We start from the raw sequence: 19,644 nt of genomic DNA on the forward strand, positions 1-19,644 counted from the left end.
TCTTCTATGAGCTCTTTTTCCCTGTAAGATAGTATACCGCAAGTGCTGTCCTATGTGACAGATTTTCTTTTGATAATATTCCGGAAATATAATTTTTAACCGTACCTTCGGAAATGAAAAGCTTTTCTCCTATCTCCTTGTTGGATAGCCCTTCTGCAACTGCTTTAATGATCTCAAGTTCTCTTTCGGAATAAGGTGAACTGTCGAATCCTGAAGTCATATCAACTTTATCTACTTTAGTAACTTCTGCTGCTAAGTTATGAAGTATATCACCATCCATTACACCCGCTCCGTTATATACGGATTTTATCATCTGTTTAAGATGTTCGGGAGTATGATTTTTGATAAGATATCCCTTTGCTCCATTGCTGAGAGCTTCTTTAACAAGCTGATCATCATCAAATGTTGTAAGTATCAAAACCTTACCAAGATCATTTTCAACTATATGTTTGGTAGCCTGAATCCCGTCCATAACAGGCATCTGTATATCCATCACAAATACATCAGGCTTACATTTCTCTGCCATTTCTATAGCTTCTTTGCCGTTTGCAGCGGCACCCAATACTTCAAAATCCGGATCGATATCAAGGATAATCTTCATCCCATCTCTTACAAAATCGCTATCGTCCGCTATGATGACTTTAATCTTATCCATATCACTTTCCTCCGGTCTCTTTTACAGGAAGTATCATATTAACAGTGAAGCCCGGCTGCGTTTCAAAGCTTATATTTCCACCCGCTTCTCTTATCCTTCTACGCATTCCTGATATACCCATTCCATCTTTTATCTCAAAACATCCGACACCATCGTCGGAAATGCTGCATCTAATAAGCTTATTCATAACAATGATCTTAATGTTGATATGAGAGCACTTCGCATATTTCATCGAATTAGACACCGCTTCATATGCATTGTCCAGTATGATCTCCCACTGTTTCTCATTTACATCCGAAAGATTTCCCTCTTTGACAAATTCCGTTTCAACTCCCTTGCTGTTGCAGTCCTCACATAATTTATATATCTGAAGAAGAGCCATTTGATTCTTATCCGGCTTCTCCTTCCTAAGTATTCCTCTTATCTCATCCATACCGCCGCGAAGCTGATCAATAACCGCCTGAGTCATTTTCTTAGTTCTCTCAGGGTCATTATCTATAAGGAGTTTTATCGCTTCAAGCTGATAGATGGAACCATTTATATTATGTCCAAGCTTATCATGTAATGTCTGAGAAATCCTTGCCTTTTCTTCAAGAATCTGATTCTCGGCTATAAGTCTGTTCTTCTTAAGCTCCATCTCAGTCTGCTTATTCTTAAGCTCCAAATTCTTTTTTAATGCCTGCTCTTTCTCCGTATCTTTTGAAATTCTGTTGATATAATAGATTATCATTCGGCTATGCTGTATATAAATCATCAAAAGATAAAATGTTATAAGTATGATCAGATAAAGATTCGATACCTTTAATATAAATGGAATTATGATTGCCGCTAAATACATCTCCCATGGTGGATGAAAATAATCGATAATTTCCAAAATCATTAGTACAAACAACAGAATAAATGCATCTTTATAACGATATACCAAAGGCACGCAGCTTGCTGAAACAACAAATGTAAGTATCAGTTTTTTGTTTCCTTTAAGCATTTCTTTGATGCAAAATACCCCAATTATAAACGCAACCAGCAGGAATACCCTTAAAGGTACTCCTGCCGAATGATTCATCCTAAGAATTCCATATACTGAGAACAATATCAAATTGAATATCCTTAAAATTTCAAAATAATTTTCACGTTTCATTTTTCTTATACTTAAGGATTACCCCTCCAAGACAAAGTATTACGAACAGATATGCTCCTGTAATACATAATAACATAAAATATGCATTATTGTCCTTACAAATAATCTTTTCCGACGCTTCCATAAACCATCTTTGCGGCATCAGATATGATATGGATTTAAGTCCTTTACTCATATCATCTATCGGGAAGAAAAGCCCCGAAAATACTGATGATAATGACCATACAGTAAATGCAACATAATTTGCGGTAAGGATATTTCCTATCAAGGCTCCCATAAGAACACTGAATATACTGAATATTATTCCCATGAGGAACATCATTAATACCAGCTTTTCTCTGGACATACCCAGGCTTTCTTCTTTTATGATAAATAATTCAATCCAAATTGAGACTGTGATCATTACCGATGTGATCATCGCTGTAATTATCTTCGCTCCGAAATATGTAGTGGTTTTTGTCCCTGTAAGTTTAATTCTTAAAAGAACCTTATCCTTTATCTCTTCAACAATTGTATGTGAAACAAAAACTCCGCAAAAAACATAGCAAAGAGTGAGAATTGACATTGCATAACCTATCTTACTGCGCTGTCCATACTGTTTTTCTGTTAACGTTTTCTCATTTTTGTCCTGATATTCGATCACTTCTTTCTCAAGACTCATATTGTCTTTTTCACGAAGAATCTCCAGTGCCCCATCGATTCCGCCCGCTTTAGATATAGCTCTTCCCATATCATTAAGTAAGTCTTTAAAACTCATACTAAAGAGCTCATACCTCTGATCATCAGAAACAACATATAATGTCATTGCTTCATCAAATTTCCCTTCGGACACTGCCTTATCAAAATCCGGATTAAGATAGATTATCAGCTGCGCTCTATCATTAAATGCATCAAAATCAGCTCTTTTGTCTGCTTTATCTTTGGTCATTGATAGATCTTTATATCTGCAGACTTTAAACATTCCGCTTTCACCAATCTTTGTAAGCATATATTCTGAAAGATCACTTCCGGATGCGTCATAAACCTTTACAATATATTTATTCGTAGAACCATATGTTGCATACGCCACTCTGTCATCTTCTTTTTTCAGCTCAATAATACCATCCTTATCTTTCTCTTTATAGAATGTTCCTTCACTCTTCTTGGCGAGAATAAGTATGGAAAGAAATGGAATAATCACGATGAAAAACCAGAAGGCTTTATTTCTGAATATTAATTTTAAGCTTGAACGAATAAGTTTACTCATCTTTTTCCTTTCCTCCTAAGATAACTTACAAATATAGCAATTACAGAACAAATTACCGATATGGCTATCATGTAAATAACAGCACTTACAACATAATCGCTTTTTCCGTTGCATGATAATTCCACCAATGCTCTGTTTGTATGATATATCGGAGAAATATGTTTAACTTTATCCGGAACCCATGAAAACATATATGTTTCAAAGCTTCCGCCGATATATCCCATAGTCCATATGATTGTAAAAAGAATGATGACCGTTGCAATCATATTATCTACAATGGCATTGATCATAAGTCCAAATGCCATAGATGCAAAAGACAGAAGCATGATGATCAGCGTCGTTATAAATAAATTACCGAAATGAACACCATTTAGGATATGTTCAAATACAACACCTATTTCCAGACAAAATACAGTCACTAAACCAAGTGGTATATATTTTGAAAAATAAACTTTTGCAGTGTCCAGCCCCGAAACATAAAATCTTTCCACTATCCTGTTTTTCTTTTCAGCACTTATAAGGATTGCGCCAACAAGGATCGAACACCATCCAAAATATACAATTTCAATTATTCCATAGTAATCAGTTGCATCTATCTCTTTCATAAATTTCGGATTTTTAACATCAAGCGTTATATCCGAACTGCCTTCATTACCGCCAAATACAGCCATATCGCTGAACTTATCAAAGGCAACATAAAGAACATATTCAAGTTTCTTTCCTTCAACTTCACTGTCTTTACCCTGATAAATCTTATATCCTTCACTATCAAAAAGTATAAACGCAGGATAAGTACCGGCCTCTAAAACTTTATCCGGATCCTTTTCATTTATTTCTACAAAACTTATTCCGGAAGATTCTGCGAAATCTATCATCTTTCCCATAACTTCATCCGTAACCGGACCGGATTTATCATCCCCCAGAGAATAAGCCACTTCAAAGTTTGTAATATCCTTTTTATGCTTCGCCATTAATGACGAAAAACCGCTGGAAAGAATTGCTGTCATGAGAAGAGGTGCCACAGTAAGAACAATGACGAATATGAAATTTCTCATCAAAATTTTTACATTATTTTTTATGATATATCTAATCATGTCTTCTCCTTAATAATCCCTAAGCTTCTTACCTGTAAGTGTCAGGAATACTTCTTCAAGTGTTATCTTTTCAATATCATCAACAACAAGTTTCTTCAATTCTTCACAAGTACCGCTGGCAATTATATTTCCATTGTCCATAATTGCTATCCTGGTACATATCGCCTCAACTTCTTCCATGTAATGGCTTGTATATATGACTGTTGCGCCCTTTTTGTTGGACTCTTTGATCTTCTCAAGAATAAAATTACGAGACTGAGGATCGATACCAACTGTCGGCTCATCGAATATAAGAAGATCCGGCTCATGACCTATTGCACATGCTATATTAAGTCTTCTTTTCATTCCTCCCGAGAAATTCTTTGCATATTCATTTCTCTTATCTAAAAGTCCTACATAATCAAGAGATTCATCTACTATATTTTTAAGTTTTTCTCCCTTGATCCCGTAAAGCGATGTGAAAAGTTCAACATTTTCCCAAGCCTTAAGATTACCGTGTATAGCAAGTTCCTGCGGTATATAACCAAGTTTTGAAAGTAATTTTTTTCTGTTCTTTCTTATATCACCGCCCATGAATTCAATAGTTCCGAGAGTAGGTTTTATAACCTCGCAGATCATATTCATGGTTGTACTTTTTCCGGCACCATTCGGTCCAAGAAGTCCGAATATCTCACCCTTCTTTATCTCGATATTTAAATTATCTACGACTACCTTGTCGCCGTATTTCTTTGTCAGATCTTTTGTTTTTAAAATAACTTCCATATATGTCTCCCAAATTTATATTTCTATAGTTCTTTATGCATAAAGTAGTTTTATTTGTCTTGATCATAATATAATATCTTCATGAATTCTTTTGTAGTGAATAAAGACATAAAGTCATTATGACTTTAGTCATATTATAGATTTTTATTGTCTACATTTTGGCATAAATAAAAGCGATACAAACCACAAAAGACAAATGCTGTCTTTCGTATGGTTCATATCGCTTTAAATATTTAACGAGTCATCAAATCTATTACTTCACTTATGGAATATCCGTTGTCATCCGGTCTTCTTATTACCAAAACCGTGACTCCTTCTTTCGATGCCGCACTGATCTTATTATGAAATCCGCTTCCCGATCCGCTTTCTTTCGTAACAAGATATTTGATCTCATATTTTTGTATATGCTCTATATTGGTTTCCTCTGAAAATGGTCCCATCATAGCAATTATATGATCTTCAGAAATTCCGGAACTCAGTGCTTTATTTATACTTTCATCACTTGGAATAACTCTGACATATAGCTTTTTCACATCCACTGAATCAACAAAACACTGAAGTTCTTTACTTCCGGTTGTAAGAAGAACATTCTTTCTTTTTTCTTCTGCATCACTGCTATCCCTTGTCAGCATTCTCAGTTTATTCCCCGCGTCACTGCTATTCCCTACATCACTGCTATCCCTTGTCAGTGCCTCCAATTTTTCTGCTGCATCAATGCAGCTGTTGCAGTAAAGTATATTGTCACTTTCCTGTCCGGATACTTTCTCCTCATCCCTTTTCAGTCTGATATATCTCCTGTCACATTCTTTACAGGAAGATTTAATATTCTCCGTAACTTCTGTAGCAAAAGGATGAGTTGCATCAATTATGGTTTCATAATTTCCATCTTCAATAAATTGGATCATTTGATCCTTATCAAGTCGGCCCACATGAATATTTACAGGAATATTATTCATCATCTTTTCGCCATAATCCGAAGCAACGCAGACCGTGATACTATCCTCTGCTTTTTTCTTTTCTGCAAGTTTTTTAGAAAGAACCCTTCCTTCAGTTGTTCCGCCAAATATAAGTATATTCATATTAATCCTCTGTACTTTATAATCTATAATTCACTCTTGTAAAACCCGCAAACCAATGTTGTGAAATCCTGCCCAATTTTTTATACCACTGATCTTGCTGTGAATAGGCAAGCATTCACCCGGATTGTACATAAACAGATATACTAAGCCGAGGCTTTTGGAATCCTGCTATCGGTGCGAGCAGACAGGCATTCACACGTATTATTTATGAACGTAGTACTAGAATCCAAGATTATCATTTACAAGTATCACATGAATTCTTCCTGCATGTCTTGAGAATCTTGTTATAAGAAACTGACAGCAGATAGTATCAGGTGACTTACAGTTCATGCATGAACCTGTTGCCTTACATGGAGTATTGATATCAAAACGCTGTGCATTAACAGGAGCGGCAACATTTCTTGCTCTCTTCATCGCACCGTCCACATCATCACAAACTTTATTCATACCAACTATAAAAAGAACTTTTTTAGGTCCCTGGGCTATGGCAGAAACTCTGTTGGAATTTCCGTCAATATTTATAAGAACACCATCTTCTGTCATGGCATTTACACTTGAGAGAAATACATCAGCATCATATGCAGCTAACATTGCGGCTCTTTTATCTTCAGCCTTATCTCTGTCGATGAAATTATAATTTCCTTTTTTCAGTTCTTCCACAAGTCCGATCTCATGGGCACTCATGGCACCGCCCATAGTTACCGTGCTTCCCTCGCCGATTATTGAAAGAGCCTTCTTTAAAGCCTCTTCTTTATTTGCGGCATAATAGCCGGTCATATTTCTTGATTCAAGGCCTTTTATAACCTTTTCAGCCAGTTTCTCATTTCTTACAAAAATATTCTCGTTCATATAATCCTCCTTAAGCACAAACGAAGTATAAAATTCTTAGTTACAAGAATAACCTCGTCTGGTTATCATTTTCCCTTCTCTTATAAATGAAGCGCTGTTTCCGATAAATACTGTCGTAAACATATCAACTTCCGCTTCATGAAGTTCCTTGAATGTCAGCACAGTCGCTTCCTCACCCTCACGACCGATATTTCTTACATAGCCGCAGGCTCTGTCTTCCGGAACAAAGTCCTTTATTATCTCACAAGCCTTTTTCAGATAATCTTTCCTTCTATGACTTGATGGATTATAAAGAACTATAACCATATCAGCTTCCGCCGTAAGTTTGAGTCTTTTCTCTATGATCTCAAATGGTGTCAGAAGATCACTCATGCTGATAACTGCAAAGTCGCCTGATAAAGGAGCTCCGAGCACAGCCGCTCCACTGGTTGCTGCAGTTATTCCCGAGATAACCATAATCTCGGTTCCCGGATATTCCGGAAGAAGTTCAAACATAAGTGATGCCATGCCATATATTCCCGCATCGCCGCTTGAAATTATCGAAACTGTTTTATTCTTTGCAGCTTCTTCAAATGCCATTCTGCACCTGATTACTTCCTGCTTCATAGGTGTTGAAATGATTTCTTTTCCTTCCGTCAGCCCCTCAATAAGTTTCAGATAAACCGGATATCCAACAATGGTATCACTTTCTTCAATGGCTCTTATTGCCTGGCCTGTCATCATTTCATTATTCCCCGGACCAATACCGATGATATAAATAATATTTTTTTGATTTTCCGTATTCATATTTTTATCTTTTATTTCCATATTCTTATATTTCCTTGCCGCTCCAGATGCCCTCCGCCAAAGCAAGTGTTATGCCGTTATAAACTGTTTTCTCTATGATAATATTTTTCTTATCTGAAGTTCTTTCGGAGAACTGCACAGCTGCAGCCACCGCCGCCCTTTCGCAAACATTATCAATTCCAATCTTCTCCCTAACAATTTCAGAAGATGAAAATCCATCACCCAGTGATAGTAATTCCTCCGAACTGTAAATAACAAAAGGCAGTCTGCTCTTATCAGCAAATTGTCTTATACCCATTTCATCTTTTTTCAGATCAATGGATGAAATCGCGGAAATAAGCGAAATATCAATCTTATTTTCCCTGAGGAATCCATTTACAGCTTTTTCTATCTCCTCAAAACTCTTTCCTCTCCTGCATCCGATACCAAGATAATATTTCTTCGGAACGAGTGCTTCATCATTTATCATTTTTCTTATCAGACTATCTATCTCTTCATCCGAAAGATTTTTATCATCATCAAAATGAGTAGATGCCACCTTCTTTATGATTTCTCTATCGGCAATATGAAGCTGATGAGACTTTGCATAATTGTCTATCTGAAATGTTCCGTTTATATCAGTCGCTGTTGTAATAGCTTTAAAAGCTCCTATCCTGTCAGCGATAACTTCCGCCAGGCGGTTAGCCCCGCCCATATGTCCCGAAAGAATAGGTATTACAAATCTTCCGTCCTCACTGATAACTATCACAGGACTGTCACATAATTTATCTTTAACAAATTCAGCTATACTTCTTACAGCTATTCCCGCTGCACTTATAAATATAACTGCTCTTTTATTCTGAAAACTAAATCTTAGACGTTTTTTCACTTCATCCATATGGCATCTGAAAATTCCTGTTTCAAGATTACCCATATCAGCCAAAATAGATTCAATCTTATATCCAAGCTTCTCTGCCCTATCCGTAAATACAAATATATCAGCCTCCGGATATCTATTTACAACCAATCCCTTCAGATTAAAACTATGATCATTCTTTTGATCACATCCGGCACACGCTTCTCTGAAAATAGTGCTGAACTCTTCGGAATATAATCTTGACTTTTCATAACCTCTCTGAGCTACCGCATCTCCCACTAGGATTACGGCAAGATTCTTTATTCCCGCCGCTTTTGCATCTTCAGCCATTTTGCCGACTGTCGACACTATCCTCTTCTCATCAGGCCAGGTTGCCTTATAAATTATGGCAGCAGGTGTATCTTCTTCATAACCGCCATTTATAAGTCTGGCAGATAGTTCACTGATCATTCCCGCGCTGAGATATATCGCCATGGACGTCTTATGAGATGCGAACTCTTCTATACTTTCGCCCAGAGGAACCGCAGTTCTTCCTTCCATCCTTGTGATGATAAGCGACTGAGAAATTCCCGGAAGTGTATATTCCATGTTGATGGCAGCAGCAGCTCCAAATGCAGCAGTTACTCCCGGACAGGACTCATAGGCTATATTTCTTCTATCAAGTTCATCCATCTGTTCTCTTACAGCACCGTAAATGCTTGGCTCCCCTGTATGAAGTCTCACAAGATCAAGTCCTTCATCATGAGCTTTCTGCATAACATCTATAACTTCCGGAAGAGACATATCCTTACTGTCATAAATCTTTGTATCTTTTTTTGCATAAGAAAGTAGATCCTTATTTACCAAAGAACCTGCATAAATAATGATGTCCGCATTTTCTATAAGATTTTTTCCCCTTACTGTTATCAGATCAAATGCACCGGGACCGGCGCCGACAAAATGAACCATTTATATTTTCCCCATTTCTGTATTTGCAAATCAGTCTTCTACATTTTCCGTCAGGTCAGAAATGATCTTTTCTGCAAGAGCAGACTCTGCCAACAGACCATGAACATTAGAAAACATGACAACATATATTTCCATCTTATCTTTACAAACTTCACGAAGTATTTTTTCTATTCTTGCGCATATACTGTTCATTATTACCTTTATGATGCTTTCACCATTATGTGACGAAGCATATTCTTCCGAATAATTCTTCAGTATATCTATAGCCGCATCTGTTGAAATACATTTAAGAATCTCTTCCTTAACTTCCTCTGACCCGCCAGCTTTCTCTGCCTCTTCTGCTATAACCTTCATACGGTTGTCTCCGTATTTCGAATGAGTATTGAGCATTCCACCGGCAAGCTTTACCAATTTTCCGATATGTCCAATGAGAATGAACCTCTTAAATCCCATATCTGTTGCCATATTCACGGTATCTCCGATGAAGTTACTGCATTTTACCGCTTTATCAAGGTCATAGCTGTAATGCTCTTTTATAAATGACAAGCCGTAATTTCCGGGCGATACCACTAGTGAGCTGATACCGATAGCTTTATTCATGGATAACTCAACCCTTATTGTTTCAACCAGGGCCTTTTCACTCATCGGTTCAACTATTCCGGAAGTCCCAAGAATTGAGATTCCTCCAACAATTCCAAGTCTCGGATTAAAAGTTTTCTCTGCGGTTTCAACTCCTTCAGGCGCTGAAATCTCAACTGTGAGATTCTCATTATGATCAAATAGTCTGCAAACCTCACTGACTTCTTTTTGAATCATTTCCCTTGGCACATGATTAATGGCATATTCTCCAACCGGCTGATCAAGTCCCGGAAGAGTTACTTTTCCTATACCAATTCCGCCCTTAATCCTGATACCACCGCCTGATTTATTGCAGATATTACCATTTTTGCTTTTATTACCGATACTTTCGGTTTCTCTGTTTTCTTTATTATCTTTATTTTTTTTATTTTCATCGATTCCATGGATTCCGTCGATTACCTCGTTATCATCTTCATTATCACTGAAAGATACTTTGGAATAAATAAGCATGCCATCCGTAACATCAGGATCATCTCCCGAAAACTTTCTGACAGCGCAGCTTACTTCATTTTCTTTCCGCACTATCTCAAGTATCTCAGCATTGAATGTTATCCCCTTTGGAGTTTCTATGGAAATCTTATCTTTAACAGTTCCCGAAAGCAGCATAAATGCAGCTGCCTTTGATGCAGCAGCCGCACAACTTCCTGTGGTAAAACCGAATCTTAGTTTTTTACCACCTTTTTCATTTTCTGAATTATTTGTAACCTTCTTATCTTCCACACCAATATCCTCTTACCATGCCAATATCCTCTTACCATGCCAACCTACATTTTTATATTCCACAATTTTATTTTACATTTTCTATTCCGCATTTTTATTTCGCATTTTCTATTCCTTATGTTCTATTCCACATTTTTCCACATATGCTATGTCGTATGTGAAACCTCACACGACAAAAGTCACAAGTGTGCGGCGGCTAGTTATCAACCGGAATATCATATATAAGAGAATTGCAGATAGCCGCTGCTATATTACTTCCGCCCTTTCGTCCTTTATTGATGATATAAGGTATATCCGTAGTCATTATTATATCCTTGGCCGCTTCCACGTTAACAAAACCAACAGGAACTCCGATGATAAAATCAGGAATGAAAATTCCCTCTTTATACATTTCATAAAGTCTTATAAGCGCAGTCGGAGCATTACCTGAAGCAAATATCTTCTTGCCCGGAAGCTGCGATGCTTTCTCCATACTTACAGTCGCCCTTGTAACTCCTCTTTCTTTTGCTTCCGCAGCTACAGCCGGATCAGCCATGAAGCAGTAAACTTTTCCCCCGAAATTAGAAAGCCTTTTCTCATTTATACCTGCCTTCGCCATGTTGGTATCAGTAATGATACTTGCTCCTTTTTTGATCAGATCCTTGCAGATATCCACTGCATTTTCGGAAAATCTGAGAGTTTTAGCATAATCAAAATCCGCACTTGTATGGATACATCTTCTGATGATCTTATCCTCTTTCTCAGGAAGTTTTATCCCCATCTGATTCAGCTCTTCAAGAATTATTTCAAAACTTCTTTTTTCTATATTTTCAGGCTTAACTATTTCTGTTTTAAATTCTCCGTAAATATTATTATCTGCCATATTTTTACGTATGATCCGCTTCTCCATAGATGTGATCGGATCATTTCCTTTCTCCCGGATATCTCCTTATATTAGTCTTCTATCATCTGGATACTTGTTTTGATTCACATAACCAAATACCCTTCATCCGGTATTTAACAGTCTAAGAATACTATACCAAATATTCACCCATTCCGCCTTAAGAAATTGCGAAAACTCATGATAGAAAGGTCTTATCATAAAGAAAAATGAGTGACATCATCGCGCCACTCATTTTTCTTAAACTAAGTAATTATCTGATTAATTATATAAAAACTTATCCTATTCAAATATGATAAGTTTTTGTACTGACATTAATTATTTTTGTCATAGTAGAAGAAATACCCATCGCTTCTTTCTTCATAGGTAAAATCCGATGTTTGACTTGATTCCGGGCATACACTATAGCCTTCTGAACTCGTATCTTCCGGACTTTTGTACTTAACCAAAAATCCATCTTTTTCCCATTCAATCTCCGGAGACAAATCCTCACTGTATGTGAAGAATACTCTTTCAAATCTATTACCCGAAACCTTCTGAGCATAATGCATATATCCGCTGGATGTACCAAATATATCCTTATCACCGCCGGCTTTATATAAACAATGCTTACCATCAGGGCTGACAGCATCCGGTTTTTTAATGTAACTCCCAAATCTGTTAGCATAATTCGCTACGATACCTACAAATACAAATAGCGAAACGCTTAAGCCAACCCCCAATACTCTTCTTATTTTTTTACTTTTTTTGCCGCTTAAAGATACAAGTAATAACCAAAAAATTCCCGCGACCGAAACAGTGATCATAATGATAAATGTTCTTATATAAAATTCCGATGTCAGCCCCATTATAAGCACAAAACTGTTGGATGTATCCTTTGGAAATATACATATAAGTACAATATTTGTAATAATGATCAGCACCAATAATGCCAATAAAAATTTGGTTACTTTACTATATCCTTTCTCTTCTTCATTCTCTCTTCCCATATCCCTCTCCTAAATACCTTTAAACACGAACCCCTTCGCATTAGTGGAAAGTTAAAACTTTCTCATAGTTATACCCTCTATCAGGAGTAAATTCTCTCTCCTTTAACTCGAAATAAATCACTGCATTTTTTCCAGCCTTTAATGATAAATCAACTTTACCATCTGCAGCTTTAATAACATCGGTCTTAATACTTGGAAATGCAGAATCTTTAATTATCTTAACCTCTTCTTTGTCCGGATTTGCCGGCTCTCCGAGATCATGCCATACCTTTAACGGATTACATGTCTCTTCATCAACTGTTTTGGTAATAAGAACATATTCCTTATCATCAGAACCAAGTTCGAATTCCTTTAAAAATTCATCTTTATCTATATTCCATACTATTCCGGCATACTTCTTATCGCCTTTGATAATTATGGAATCATCATCTCTATAAATGCATTTGTCACCTACTTCTTTAAGCTTTTTATAAAAAGCAAATGTCCAGAATGTAGGCTTTGGAATGCAATTTGCTGCAACAAGACCGAAACCACCGTGGAATGGAGTAAAAGGAACTCCCACTTCTTCGAATACATCTCCGAAAGTCCAATATGAATATGACTCATTCATATCCCCGAGTCTTGAAAGCTGCTGTGCTATATATGCTGCATTAAGATTTGTATCATGGATAACGCCTCTTGCAGTATATGAAGTATTGAATTCTGTTATATGCATCGGAAGATTTTTAAATTCTTCAAATGAATCAATTATATCTCTTGAAGACTGAAGATTATCAAATCTCATCTGTGCATCTTCAAGTTTTGAATATGCATACTGTCCATCATATTCAGGAAATTCAACTGTATAATGATGTCTTGTAACCGAATCCGGTTTAATATTATTCTCCTTACAGAAAACAAGGAATGAACGGATCCACTCTTCATCATTTACACCGCATATTGCAGGTCCGCCAACCTGAAAACGTTCATCATAAGCTTTAATAGCAAGGAATGTTTCCTTGAAAAGCTTGAAATATTCAGGCATATCAGCCTTATACCAGAATCCCGGAAGATTTGGCTCATTCCAAACTTCTATTGGCCATGTAAGAACCTCTTCACCGTAACGGGCTCTTAAATGCTTAAGAAGGTTTACAACCATATCTGTCCAAAGCTTATAATCCTTTGGAGGTGTTGTATTTCCTTCCCAGTAGAAAATAGTCTGTGTACCACTTGCCATTGCCTTTGGCATAAATCCAAGCTCAAGGAAAGGACGGATACCAAGCTCTATATATTTATCAAAAATACGGTCTACATATGTATAGTTATATTCAACCTTTGTGACGCCGTCTTCTTCATACTCATGATAGATTGCTACATCATCCGTAAAAAGACCATGTCCTCTGATATATTTGAAACCAATCTCTCTCTGAACAAATTCAAGTTCATCAAGATACTCGGATGTGAGCGCAAGTCCAAGTCTTCCTGTACCTACACAGAAATCAACTTTATTATTGAATCTGATCGATTCATTATCATTTACAATAATCTTGTTAGACATAAAAAAACTCCCAACTGATATTATCATGCAATGAATATATCTTAAGTAGGGAGCTTTTCTGTGATAACGCTTTCGAATGTCTTTAAAAAAATATCATTTTTTTCTTTGCTTCTAATTGCAATCCTAAAGTATCCCTCACCTAACCCATGATATTCACTGCAGTCTCTAATGAGTATACCTTCATCAAGCATTTTTTTATACAGATTTATATGACATTTTAGCAGGACAAAATTCACATCACTCTTGAAAATTCTTATTTTCACGCCTGTTTTGCAGGCTATATCTTCTATCTTTTCAATCACTCTTTCTCTCTCTTCGGAGATGAAGAGTGCACTTTCTTCCAGATAATCTTTCTCCTTCAGCGCTGCCCTTCCTGTTTCTTCGGCAACACTTGAAACATTCCATTCGGGAAGCAGGGCTTCAATCTTCTTTGCCAGCGACATCTCAATCGTAAAAAGAAATCCGAGTCTTATTCCCGGAACAGCAAAACTCTTTGTGATTGCATCTATCACCATAAGTTTCTTCTGTCCTTTTCTAAGGAATTCTCTTCCTCCCGCCTTTACTCCTTCTCTTGTGAGACTTATAAAGCATTCATCCAATAGGACATAAATTCCTCTTTCTTCTGTTTCTTTCAAAATGCTTTCAAGTTCACTTTTTTCAATCAGCCTTCCGTTCGGATTATTGGGATCCGTAAGTATAAGCAAGTCGCCGCTTGATAGTTTATTCAGGCCTTCCTTAACAGCTGAAATATCAAAATCGTCTTCCGGCTTTAAATCTATAAAAACTTTCTCAACTTCAGCACAGTCCGCAGCCGCCTCATATCCTGTAAATGAAGGTGCTGTCATTGCTACCTTATGGCCTCTGAAAGCCCTTATCACTGCGGTAATAAGTTCCGATGCACCATTACCGACTATGACATTTTCCGGTTGCAGACCTTCTGTATTTGCAAGATCATTTCTTAAAGCCTCATAGATGATATCCGGATAACAATCTGCTTTTTCAAGTCCTCTAAGCATGGCTTTATCAACAGCCTCCGGTCTTCTTACCGGATTAATATTGACTGACATATCAAGTTTTACATTATTTCGATAGATATCTCCGCCGTGAGACATTTTTATTTCCTCTCAAAACTTACATTGTTATAAAACCCATCAAGAACATAACACCCAGCATCGCTATCACAGAAAGAACCGCCGTTGCAAACATAAGATCATTTGCCCTCTTGATATCTTCCAATTCGACAGCCCTGTCAGGATCACCAATCGTATCTTTATGATGAACCTTTCCAAAATAAACAGCATCTCCTGCAAGCTGTACATGGAGAGCGCCTGCAGTTACAGATTCTGTCTGAGCTGAATTAGGACTTGCATGCTTGAGACGATCTCTTTTCCAAATCCTGTATGCGTTTTTCTTATCAAATAAAAAGTTACTTCCGCACGCCGAGATCATCATCAATGCCGAAAATCTTGACGGAATAAAATTAAATATATCATCAATCTTTGCCGGAAAAAATCCAAACAAAAGATATTTATCATTCTTATATCCGACCATGGAATCCATTGTATTTACCGCTTTATAGATCATACCGAGCACCGGGCCTCCTAAAGCGATATATATCATAGGTGCTATGACACCATCCGAAGTATTCTCGGCTACTGTCTCAACAGCAGCTTTTATAACACCTTCTTCATCAAGGTTTTCAGTATCTCTTCCGACTATCATGGAAACAGCCTTTCGGCCTTCATTAAGTCCAAGTGTCTTGAGAGCCATATAAACTTTCATACTCTCGACTCTCAGCTGCTTTGCCGCAAGACACTGATATATCATTATAGTTTCAACCGCAACACCAAGGATGACATGACATTTATAAGCAAGATAAATGATTCCGTACGAAACGCCTCCTGTGACAGCAAGGACTATTATCACCATAAGAAGACCTTTCATCTTTCTGTCGTCGCCCTTATTCAGTTTACGGTCCAGCCATCCGATAAGCCTTCCCATTGCCTTTACAGGATGCGGAAAACTATGCGGATCACCCAAAATACAGTCTAATAAAAATCCAAGTAAAAAAGCTATTTTCAAATACATATCTCTACCCTGCTGAACATGCCGTTATCTATCATATGATCAAAATATTCCCCACCTTCTACCGAAGACTTTATGGCCATTACGGTTCCGCCGTGAGCCACTACCGCGACTATTCTTTCATCACTATCCTGAGAATTCGTATAAAAATCTCTGCAATAATCCTTTAGAAACTCGAAGCCCTTCATGATCCTCTCTGAGAAGCCTTCCAATGATTCACCCTCAGGAAATGGCGCTTTCCCATTACTGTCTATCCATTCCTGATAACGTTTATCACCGTTTAATTCCTGATAATTCTTACCCTCGAACAATCCGAAATTTATCTCCTTAAAGTCATCGACATATACTATCTCTCTGCCCGGATAAATTATCTCAGCTGTCTCCATGCATCTTTTCATCGGCGACACAAAAATAATATCCGGATCAGCCGGATAAATTCCACTTTCTTTATTCTTGGCTATCTTCTCTCTGCCTGTATCAGAAAGAGGAGTATCGGTAATCCCGACATAGCGCTTTTCTTCATTTTCTTTGGTTTTACCATGTCTGATAAGATAGATATTTATTTTCATTTCAGTCCTGTCTTTTACTTAATCTTTTGCTCTATTCCACAAATAATTCTATAAACATTCTTGGCCTTACTTGCGATTCTTATAAGGATTTTGCCGTTCACATCTCTCCATAATCTGTCAAACGGATCCATCGGAACAAGGCCGCATCCTACATCATCCGAAATGATAAGAAGTCCATCTTCTCCGGAAATATCACATTTCCCGAAGATATCATTCCAGATAATATCAACTATCTCATCGACACTCATCACTTTATTCAGCTCAGCAGTACCGCCCTTTTCTTCACATAACTTACAGAGTTTCTCACGAACCTCTATATGAAATTTATTGATAACGCGGCACTTTCCTTCGCTTATTTGATCTTCATATTTTTTGCTGACAAGCTGCCATTTTCCTGCCGCATGTCCTCCGATATATAATTCCATTAAATACCTCACCAGATAATAGTTAATGCTGCCAAAAGTTCTGCCATAGTCACAAAAAATCCTGCCGTATCTCCTGTAACTCCGCCTAATTCTTTATAGCATTTATATCTATAATATATTGAGAAAAGTAAAACAGCGAGAACCTCAAAAAGGAAATAAACCGATACAAATATAGACATCAAAGAGGTAAGTATAATGAATTCTGCCACCAGAATTCCCGTAACCTTATTCTTACTTGCAGTATCGCTGAAATATCTAAACATCCCGCTTTCCTTTGCCGGTTTCAAATGAATTACCATGAAAGCGCTGAATATTCTTGAGAGTACAAATCCTCCGCCCAGAAGAAGAACCTTCTTATGATCATTTACTTCCGACACTGTGCCGATGAATAAAATATAATACAACACCAGCATGATCACCGAAAATGCTCCTATGTGAGGATCGTTCAGGATCTTTAATTTATTTTCTTTACTTTTGTATGAATGCATGGCATCCATATAGTCCATATATCCATCAACATGAAAGCCGCCTGTTACAAGGATTGGAATAGCTGCCATCACACAAAGCCTGAAAATATATCCCACTGAAAGTTCCATAGCCAGTGCATGCCAGCCCACCATTAAAGCCGCTATCACAACCCCGACAAAAGGAAAGAAGCATAAAGAATATTTCATATCTTCATCCTTCCATTCACTTTGAGGCATAGGTATCTTTGAATAAATTGAAAATGCAACTATAAAACCTTTCATTACTTTATCTCCACAGGAATACCGTAAACAACTTCTGTTGCCGTGTCAGCCTTTTCCACAAGTATTTTATTGATCTCTCCAAGGTTTATTATATATTCTTCAACCGAATCATCATATAAGCCGTCCTCTCCGAAAATGTCATTACTGACAACCACGAATTCCTTATATTCTTTCGAAAGACTGATGATTTCTTCAGCTATGAGTGAAGGATTATTCCTTGGATCTGCCGAATACATCTCATTGGCAAGAAGATTTGAAACACATTCCAGCATGGCAAAATCACTATGTTTTTCACCTATCATTTCAGCAACTCGGGAAGTCTTCTCTATGGTGATATAATTACTTCCAACTCGTCTGTCCTTATGCCTTTTTATACGTTCCTTCGTCTCTTCATCAGAACATTTCATGGTAGCTATATAATCAACAGCCTGTCCATCGGCCATTGATAATATAAGCTTCTCAGCATATTCCGACTTTCCGGAAGAGCTTCCGCCTATAACAAATCTCAGCATCAGTATTATAACCCTTCAAATCTTTCATATTTTTTAAGCTTAATATCATTAAATAATGTTCCGTTTTTATATAAAGCAAGAGCTGTATCAAGAAGCGGAAGAAGCATTACCGCACCTGTTCCTTCTCCGAGTTTCATTCCTGCATTTATAACAGGATGAAGATCAAGCTCATCAAAAATGAATTTCATTCCCGGCTCTTTTCCGATATGAGAAGCAATCATAAAATCACGAGCTCCCGGAACTATTCTTTCGGCCACAAGGGCTGCGGCTCCGCTTATAAGTCCGTCAACTATGATAGGAATCCTGAAAATGGAACCACCTATGAAAACACCTGCAAGTCCTGCAATATCAAGTCCACCCACAGAAGAAAGAGCATCAATCGGATCTGCAATACCTGTATCAAGCTCATGGAATCTGAGTGCATTTTTAACTACATTTATCTTGTGAAGCAGCTTTTCATTTGATAAACCAGCTCCTCTTCCGACTATTTCTTCGGGCATTCTGAAAAGAAGTGACGCAATGATTGCAGAACTTGATGTAGTATTACCTATTCCCATCTCACCTGTTGCGATTATCTTATATCCATCATTTTTCAGGCATCTGACCATATCTATACCTGTCATGATTGCTCTGAACGTATCATCGATCTTCATAGCAGGAAGTTTAGAAAAATTGTTGGTTCCATCGGCAATCTTCATATCGATAAGGCCGTCAATCGGCTTTCCTTTTATGCCTATATTTATCGGAAATGTATCACAGTCCGCCACCTTACTTATAACACCCACAGAACTTCTCTCATCGCGCATAAGTTTAGCGACGTCTCTTGTAACAGAGCTGTCAGACTGTGTGACGCCTTCTTCAACTATTCCATTATCGGCGATCATGATAACAACCGCTCTTTTTGAGATATCAATATCTTCAGTGGCAGTTATCGCACCTATCTTCTCAATGATCTTCTCGAATTCGCCCATTCCGTCAATAGGCTTAGCGATATTATCGAACCTATCCGATACTGCTTTTTCAATATCTCTGTCCGGTTCCTTCGGACTTCCAAAATTATCTCTTATTATATCTCTGATATCATCAGTTTTACTCATTCCCAACCTCCGTCAAAGCCATTTCCCAC

General features: G+C 37.4%; 20 protein-coding genes and 1 pseudogene. All 21 read right to left on the bottom strand.

Annotated elements, in window-relative coordinates; translation table 11 throughout:
- Positions 1 to 4: 4 nt before the first annotated feature.
- Positions 5 to 655 carry a response regulator gene (locus B5D25_RS01235; RefSeq protein WP_078785924.1) on the bottom strand — a complete coding sequence of 217 codons (651 nt, stop codon included), beginning with the start codon at positions 653 to 655 and terminating at the stop codon, positions 5 to 7.
- A gap of 1 nt (position 656) precedes the next feature.
- Positions 657 to 1,718, bottom strand: coding sequence for a sensor histidine kinase (locus B5D25_RS01240; protein WP_159444045.1), 1,062 nt, complete (start codon positions 1,716 to 1,718; stop codon positions 657 to 659).
- A gap of 64 nt (positions 1,719 to 1,782) precedes the next feature.
- Positions 1,783 to 3,039: an ABC transporter permease gene (locus tag B5D25_RS01245; protein WP_078785926.1), complete on the bottom strand. Its 1,257-nt coding sequence runs from the start codon at positions 3,037 to 3,039 to the stop codon at positions 1,783 to 1,785.
- Complete coding sequence (locus tag B5D25_RS01250) at positions 3,036 to 4,133, bottom strand: ABC transporter permease (RefSeq protein ID WP_078785927.1); 1,098 nt, start codon at positions 4,131 to 4,133, stop codon at positions 3,036 to 3,038. The genes B5D25_RS01245 and B5D25_RS01250 overlap by 4 nt, the downstream gene beginning before the upstream one ends.
- Positions 4,134 to 4,142: 9 nt before the next feature.
- Entirely contained in the window at positions 4,143 to 4,895 is a 753-nt protein-coding gene (locus B5D25_RS01255) for an ABC transporter ATP-binding protein (RefSeq protein ID WP_078785928.1), read from the bottom strand.
- A 233-nt stretch (positions 4,896 to 5,128) separates the two neighbouring features.
- Positions 5,129 to 5,974, bottom strand: a complete 846-nt coding sequence (locus B5D25_RS01260; protein ID WP_078785929.1) for a precorrin-6A/cobalt-precorrin-6A reductase — start codon at positions 5,972 to 5,974, stop codon at positions 5,129 to 5,131.
- Positions 5,975 to 6,193: 219 nt separating this feature from the next.
- Entirely contained in the window at positions 6,194 to 6,823 is a 630-nt protein-coding gene (locus tag B5D25_RS01265; RefSeq protein ID WP_078785930.1) for a lactate utilization protein, read from the bottom strand.
- Positions 6,824 to 6,859: 36 nt separating this feature from the next.
- Positions 6,860 to 7,630 (bottom strand): precorrin-3B C(17)-methyltransferase, encoded by a 771-nt coding sequence (cobJ, locus tag B5D25_RS01270; protein ID WP_242870145.1) that lies wholly within the window; start codon positions 7,628 to 7,630, stop codon positions 6,860 to 6,862.
- 4 nt (positions 7,631 to 7,634) lie between these two features.
- Positions 7,635 to 8,522, bottom strand: a complete 888-nt coding sequence (locus B5D25_RS13080) for a cobalt-precorrin 5A hydrolase (RefSeq protein WP_341465064.1) — start codon at positions 8,520 to 8,522, stop codon at positions 7,635 to 7,637.
- A 141-nt stretch (positions 8,523 to 8,663) separates the two neighbouring features.
- A pseudogene (gene cobM, locus B5D25_RS13085) lies at positions 8,664 to 9,413 on the bottom strand (precorrin-4 C(11)-methyltransferase); the annotation flags it as partial.
- Between the two features lie 30 nt (positions 9,414 to 9,443).
- A complete protein-coding gene (gene cbiD, locus B5D25_RS01280; protein ID WP_078785932.1) occupies positions 9,444 to 10,772 on the bottom strand; it encodes a cobalt-precorrin-5B (C(1))-methyltransferase CbiD in 1,329 nt (442 codons plus the stop codon).
- Positions 10,773 to 10,968: 196 nt separating this feature from the next.
- Positions 10,969 to 11,634 carry a precorrin-8X methylmutase gene (locus B5D25_RS01285; RefSeq protein WP_078785974.1) on the bottom strand — a complete coding sequence of 222 codons (666 nt, stop codon included), beginning with the start codon at positions 11,632 to 11,634 and terminating at the stop codon, positions 10,969 to 10,971.
- 332 nt (positions 11,635 to 11,966) lie between these two features.
- Positions 11,967 to 12,641, bottom strand: a complete 675-nt coding sequence (locus B5D25_RS01290; RefSeq protein ID WP_078785933.1) for a hypothetical protein — start codon at positions 12,639 to 12,641, stop codon at positions 11,967 to 11,969.
- Positions 12,642 to 12,681: 40 nt separating this feature from the next.
- Positions 12,682 to 14,178, bottom strand: a complete 1,497-nt coding sequence (locus B5D25_RS01295) for a GH39 family glycosyl hydrolase (RefSeq protein ID WP_242870144.1) — start codon at positions 14,176 to 14,178, stop codon at positions 12,682 to 12,684.
- A gap of 41 nt (positions 14,179 to 14,219) precedes the next feature.
- On the bottom strand, positions 14,220 to 15,290 hold the full coding sequence (locus tag B5D25_RS01300; RefSeq protein WP_078785934.1) for a pyridoxal phosphate-dependent aminotransferase: 1,071 nt from the start codon (positions 15,288 to 15,290) through the stop codon (positions 14,220 to 14,222).
- A gap of 19 nt (positions 15,291 to 15,309) precedes the next feature.
- Positions 15,310 to 16,266: an adenosylcobinamide-phosphate synthase CbiB gene (gene cbiB, locus B5D25_RS01305; RefSeq protein WP_078785935.1), complete on the bottom strand. Its 957-nt coding sequence runs from the start codon at positions 16,264 to 16,266 to the stop codon at positions 15,310 to 15,312.
- Positions 16,257 to 16,832, bottom strand: a complete 576-nt coding sequence (locus B5D25_RS01310) for a histidine phosphatase family protein (RefSeq protein WP_078785936.1) — start codon at positions 16,830 to 16,832, stop codon at positions 16,257 to 16,259. The genes cbiB and B5D25_RS01310 overlap by 10 nt, the downstream gene beginning before the upstream one ends.
- A gap of 14 nt (positions 16,833 to 16,846) precedes the next feature.
- Complete coding sequence (locus tag B5D25_RS01315) at positions 16,847 to 17,257, bottom strand: bifunctional adenosylcobinamide kinase/adenosylcobinamide-phosphate guanylyltransferase (RefSeq protein WP_078785937.1); 411 nt, start codon at positions 17,255 to 17,257, stop codon at positions 16,847 to 16,849.
- Positions 17,258 to 17,265: 8 nt separating this feature from the next.
- Positions 17,266 to 18,006 (bottom strand): adenosylcobinamide-GDP ribazoletransferase, encoded by a 741-nt coding sequence (locus tag B5D25_RS01320; protein ID WP_078785938.1) that lies wholly within the window; start codon positions 18,004 to 18,006, stop codon positions 17,266 to 17,268.
- Positions 18,006 to 18,518, bottom strand: coding sequence for a bifunctional adenosylcobinamide kinase/adenosylcobinamide-phosphate guanylyltransferase (locus B5D25_RS01325; RefSeq protein ID WP_078785939.1), 513 nt, complete (start codon positions 18,516 to 18,518; stop codon positions 18,006 to 18,008). Before B5D25_RS01325 ends, B5D25_RS01320 begins: the two co-directional genes overlap by 1 nt.
- A gap of 5 nt (positions 18,519 to 18,523) precedes the next feature.
- The gene (locus B5D25_RS01330; RefSeq protein ID WP_078785940.1) at positions 18,524 to 19,615 is read right to left on the bottom strand and encodes a nicotinate-nucleotide--dimethylbenzimidazole phosphoribosyltransferase; all 1,092 of its coding nucleotides are present in this window, start codon (positions 19,613 to 19,615) and stop codon (positions 18,524 to 18,526) included.
- Between the last annotated feature and the right edge of the window lie 29 nt (positions 19,616 to 19,644).

Source organism: Eubacterium ruminantium (assembly GCF_900167085.1).
Classification (GTDB): domain Bacteria; phylum Bacillota; class Clostridia; order Lachnospirales; family Lachnospiraceae; genus Eubacterium_Q; species Eubacterium_Q ruminantium.

Coding starts and splice junctions, on each gene's coding strand:
- B5D25_RS01330 (WP_078785940.1), bottom strand. CDS start 19,615: ATGAGTAAAACTGATGATATCAGAGATATAATAAGAGATAATTTTGGA.
- cobJ (WP_242870145.1), bottom strand. CDS start 7,630: ATGGAAATAAAAGATAAAAATATGAATACGGAAAATCAAAAAAATATT.
- B5D25_RS01255 (WP_078785928.1), bottom strand. CDS start 4,895: ATGGAAGTTATTTTAAAAACAAAAGATCTGACAAAGAAATACGGCGAC.
- B5D25_RS01315 (WP_078785937.1), bottom strand. CDS start 17,257: ATGGAATTATATATCGGAGGACATGCGGCAGGAAAATGGCAGCTTGTC.
- B5D25_RS01235 (WP_078785924.1), bottom strand. CDS start 655: ATGGATAAGATTAAAGTCATCATAGCGGACGATAGCGATTTTGTAAGA.
- B5D25_RS01320 (WP_078785938.1), bottom strand. CDS start 18,006: ATGAAAGGTTTTATAGTTGCATTTTCAATTTATTCAAAGATACCTATG.
- B5D25_RS01300 (WP_078785934.1), bottom strand. CDS start 15,290: ATGTCTCACGGCGGAGATATCTATCGAAATAATGTAAAACTTGATATG.
- B5D25_RS01290 (WP_078785933.1), bottom strand. CDS start 12,641: ATGGGAAGAGAGAATGAAGAAGAGAAAGGATATAGTAAAGTAACCAAA.
- cbiB (WP_078785935.1), bottom strand. CDS start 16,266: ATGTATTTGAAAATAGCTTTTTTACTTGGATTTTTATTAGACTGTATT.
- B5D25_RS01325 (WP_078785939.1), bottom strand. CDS start 18,518: ATGCTGAGATTTGTTATAGGCGGAAGCTCTTCCGGAAAGTCGGAATAT.
- B5D25_RS01245 (WP_078785926.1), bottom strand. CDS start 3,039: ATGAGTAAACTTATTCGTTCAAGCTTAAAATTAATATTCAGAAATAAA.
- B5D25_RS01265 (WP_078785930.1), bottom strand. CDS start 6,823: ATGAACGAGAATATTTTTGTAAGAAATGAGAAACTGGCTGAAAAGGTT.
- B5D25_RS01285 (WP_078785974.1), bottom strand. CDS start 11,634: ATGGCAGATAATAATATTTACGGAGAATTTAAAACAGAAATAGTTAAG.
- B5D25_RS01310 (WP_078785936.1), bottom strand. CDS start 16,832: ATGAAAATAAATATCTATCTTATCAGACATGGTAAAACCAAAGAAAAT.
- B5D25_RS01295 (WP_242870144.1), bottom strand. CDS start 14,178: ATGTCTAACAAGATTATTGTAAATGATAATGAATCGATCAGATTCAAT.
- B5D25_RS01240 (WP_159444045.1), bottom strand. CDS start 1,718: ATGAATCATTCGGCAGGAGTACCTTTAAGGGTATTCCTGCTGGTTGCG.
- B5D25_RS01250 (WP_078785927.1), bottom strand. CDS start 4,133: ATGATTAGATATATCATAAAAAATAATGTAAAAATTTTGATGAGAAAT.
- B5D25_RS01260 (WP_078785929.1), bottom strand. CDS start 5,974: ATGAATATACTTATATTTGGCGGAACAACTGAAGGAAGGGTTCTTTCT.
- B5D25_RS13080 (WP_341465064.1), bottom strand. CDS start 8,522: ATGGGTAATCTTGAAACAGGAATTTTCAGATGCCATATGGATGAAGTG.